The organism is Bradyrhizobium sp. (genome assembly GCF_035701725.1).
In the GTDB taxonomy this organism is placed as follows: domain Bacteria; phylum Pseudomonadota; class Alphaproteobacteria; order Rhizobiales; family Xanthobacteraceae; genus Bradyrhizobium.
The window spans coordinates 1-3,559 of sequence record NZ_DASSRP010000295.1; the positions used below are offsets into that span (position 1 = coordinate 1).

At 64.0% G+C, this 3,559-nt stretch carries 4 protein-coding genes; 2 read left to right on the forward strand and 2 right to left on the reverse strand.

Going from position 1 to position 3,559, the window contains the following annotated elements:
- Positions 1-149: 149 nt before the first annotated feature.
- Both VFL62_RS17605 and serB read right to left on the reverse strand, forming a co-directional pair.
- A complete protein-coding gene (locus VFL62_RS17605) occupies positions 150-443 on the reverse strand; it encodes a hypothetical protein (protein ID WP_325173661.1) in 294 nt (97 codons plus the stop codon).
- A 270-nt stretch (positions 444-713) separates the two neighbouring features.
- On the reverse strand, positions 714-1,610 hold the full coding sequence (gene serB, locus VFL62_RS17610; protein ID WP_325173662.1) for a phosphoserine phosphatase SerB: 897 nt from the start codon (positions 1,608-1,610) through the stop codon (positions 714-716).
- Here serB and miaA point away from each other — a divergent pair.
- Positions 1,609-2,538, forward strand: coding sequence for a tRNA (adenosine(37)-N6)-dimethylallyltransferase MiaA (gene miaA / locus VFL62_RS17615; RefSeq protein WP_325173663.1), 930 nt, complete (start codon positions 1,609-1,611; stop codon positions 2,536-2,538). The two genes, serB and miaA, sit on opposite strands and share 2 nt — an antisense overlap.
- Positions 2,539-2,969: 431 nt before the next feature.
- The coding region (locus VFL62_RS17620; protein WP_325173664.1) for a thiamine pyrophosphate-binding protein at positions 2,970-3,559 on the forward strand (590 nt) is incomplete at its 3' end.

The window sequence follows — 3,559 nt, forward strand, 5'->3', positions numbered from 1 at the left end:
TACAAGGCTGCCCTGATTCGCACAATGAAGCGCGGTGCCGGCGGTTCGCCTTTCGCACGACCGTGCGCGGACGCCGCGATCACCCGCTTGCCGCCTTCGAAGCGTCGATACGCCCAGGCGGGTTCGCAGGTAGTGGCAGCGCTTCCAGCCTAGTTGTGCGCGGAGCCGACCGTAGGCGTGTTCGTCACCGCAGCCACCGTGTGGCGCGGCGTCAGCACGCTGAGCTGATGCGGAGAGGCCGGCATGTTGTTGCGCGTCAGCGTCGGCGTTGCAGCCTGCTCCTGGACCTTCGCGCCGCCGATCACCGCAACCTGGAGCGGCGTCGCCGGAAACGAGGAGACTTCGAAGGTCGGAAGTTCGCCAGCTATCGCGGCCGCGCTTCGAAGCACAGCGAAGACGAGAACGGCGGTTGCGAGGAGAGGCTTTACGAAAGAGCGTTGCATGGATGAGATCCTTTGGATGGCGATGTCGCAACCGCATGTTTCGCGATCGCGTTTCGGTTCCTTGGACTCTCCCTGACGTCAGATGGTTCAACCCTGAATAGGTTCGTTTTGCAACTCATGGCTTCGTGAAATCAGCCGATAGCACGCAACGCCAACACGGCCCCAAGTTTAAGACATGAAATTTCCGATTTGGTTCAACGCGGGAAGGATAATTCTTCGGCGCGAGAGCCGACAGATTGTGAATCGTTCTAACGATTCGATTTTTGCAATCTAAGCGCCCGCAAACTCCTCGCGCGTAAAGCCTTGCGCGTAGAGCAGCGCGGTGAGATCGCCGTAATCGATGCGCGCCGCGGCGGCAGCGGCGACCGCGGGCTTGGCGTGGTAGGCGACGCCGAGACCCGCCTCCTGAACCATGCCGAGATCGTTGGCGCCGTCGCCCACAACGAGGGTGTCGATATTATCGAGGTCAAAGCTCTCGCGCAGCTCGATCAAGGTGGCGAGTTTGGCGTCGCGGCCGAGGATCGGTTGCTTGACTTCGCCGGTCAGTTTGCCGTCGCGTACGATCAGGCTGTTGCCGCGGCTTTCCTGGAAGCCGAGTTTCTCGGCGATGACGTCGGTGAACAGCGTGAAGCCGCCCGAGATCAGACAGGTATAGGCGCCGTGCGCGCGCATGGTCGCGACCAGCTCGCGCCCGCCCGGGGTCAGCGTAATGCGTTCCTTGATCACCTTGTCGACGACGTCGACGGAGAGGCCCTTGAGCAGCGTGACGCGTTCGCGCAGCGCGGGCTCAAACTGGATTTCGCCGCGCATCGCCCGTTCGGTAATTGCGGCGACATGCGCTTTCAGCCCGACGAAATCGGCGAGTTCGTCGATGCATTCCTGCCCGATCATGGTGGAATCCATGTCGGCGAGGAAAAGCTTTTTACGCCGGCCCAGCACCGGCTGCACGACGATATCGACCGGTAAGTCGCCGCGCGCCTCGCGCAGGCGCTCGGCGATGGCCGCAATGTCCTCGTGACCGTCGCCAAAGGGGAGGTCGGCGGCGACCTCGTCCCACAGCCATCGCGCAGGGCCGGCCTTGGGCAGAATCGCGCGCGCGCCGTCCAGCACCGTGCTATCGAGAGCGGGATTGGCCGGGTTGCAGATCAGGGTTGCGACGAGAGACATGAATTCTTGGGGTCACGACAACAATGCCGTGCTTATCGCAGGGCCGACCGCCAGCGGCAAGTCGGCGCTGGCGCTTGAGTTCGCCCGAAAGGCCGGCGGCGTCGTGATCAATACGGATTCGATGCAGGTCTATCGCGACCTCTCCGTGCTGACCGCGCGCCCCTCGGCCGCGGAGGAGGCGGAAGTTCCGCACCGGCTTTACGGCCACGTCGATGCCGCGGTGAATTTCTCGGCCGGTGCGTGGGTGGCGGATGCGGCGCGCATGCTGGGTGAAGCGCGTGCGCAAAACCGCCTGCCGATTTTCGTCGGTGGCTCCGGCCTGTATTTCAAGGCGCTGACGCGCGGCCTCTCGGCGGTGCCGCCGATCCCGGCGGAAATCCGCGACGCCGTGCGCGCAAGGCTTGAACGCGATGGCGTCGAGGCGCTGCATGCGGAGCTCGGGCGGCGCGATGCGTCTTACGCCGAACGTCTGAAGCCACGCGACCGCACGCGGATCGCGCGGGCGCTGGAAGTGATCGAGGCGACGGGGCGTTCGCTCACCGACTGGCATCGCGAGGGTCTGCGGCCGCTGTTGCCGCCGGGCTCGTTCCGTGCGCTGTTTCTCGCGCCCGCGCGCGATGTGCTCTACGCGCGGATCGATGCACGATTCGAGACGATGCTTCAGGCCGGCGCGCTCGAGGAGGTGAGGGCGCTCGCCGCGCGAAATCTGGATCCGTTGTTGCCGGCGATGAAAGCCCACGGCGTCCCGGCTCTGATCCGCCACCTCAAGGGTGAGTTGACGCGGCAGGAGGCCAGCGAGATTGGCCGCGCCGACACCCGCCATTACGCCAAGCGCCAGTTCACCTGGTTTCGCCACCAGCTGCCGGAATTCGAATGGGTGGCACCCGAGGACGCGAGGGTGGAGCTGGGAACAGTCACCCCAACGTAGCTCGTCATTCCGGGCTCGCGCTTATGCGCGCCCCGGAATGACGATGCAGCACGGGCGTGGCCTCAAAGCCGCGCCTTCTGGAAATTCGGCGCCACGCATAACAGGAAACCCAAAATTCACCCTCGCCGAACGCGAGGAAGCCGGATACAGTTGTAATCGAGCGTGATCAGCCGGCCATGGCTTGACTTTTGGCCGTTCGGCAGTATGGTCGCGCAACCTTCGGGAAGTATGAACCGCCCTATGCGAAATATTATTGCCAAACTTATTATCGTAGTCGTACCCAGGCGCGCCGCCGGGGATGGCTAGCTGCCATCCAAATTCGGACGGTGCGCCAGGGCCCTCTTCGGGTCCTTTTTTATTGCCCAAGCCACGAGCCGACGAGAATACCGCGCCACAAACGGCGCAGCCGAAAGCCAGCCAAGGAATACGCCATGAGCGACAAGAGCCACGATCCGAACCAGATGACCGGCGCCGCGATGATTGTGCGCGCGCTCGTCGATCATGGCGTCCAGCACATTTTCGGCTATCCCGGTGGTGCGGTGCTTCCGATCTATGACGAGATCTTCCAGCAAAGCGATGTCGAGCACATTCTGGTCCGGCACGAGCAGGGCGCCGGCCACGCGGCCGAAGGCTATGCCCGTTCCACCGGCAAGCCGGGCGTGGTGCTGGTGACCTCGGGGCCGGGCGCCACCAACATGGTGACGCCGCTGACCGACGCGCTGATGGATTCGATTCCGCTGGTCTGCATCACCGGCCAGGTCCCGACGCACCTGATCGGCAACGACGCGTTCCAGGAATGCGACACGGTCGGCATCACCCGGCCGTGCACCAAGCACAACTGGCTGGTGCGCAACGTCAACGATCTGGCGAAAGTGCTGCACGAGGCGTTCTATGTCGCCACCACCGGCCGTCCGGGTCCTGTCGTCGTCGACGTGCCCAAGGACGTGCAGTTTGCCATCGGCACCTATCATCCGCCGCGCAAATCCGACGTGCACATCTCGTACGCGCCGAGAGTGAAGGG

Excerpts from the sequence above, each read along its gene's own strand:
- serB (WP_325173662.1), bottom strand. The coding sequence starts at position 1,610 with ATGTCTCTCGTCGCAACCCTGATCTGCAACCCGGCCAATCCCGCTCTC.
- VFL62_RS17605 (WP_325173661.1), bottom strand. The coding sequence starts at position 443 with ATGCAACGCTCTTTCGTAAAGCCTCTCCTCGCAACCGCCGTTCTCGTC.
- miaA (WP_325173663.1), top strand. The coding sequence starts at position 1,609 with ATGAATTCTTGGGGTCACGACAACAATGCCGTGCTTATCGCAGGGCCG.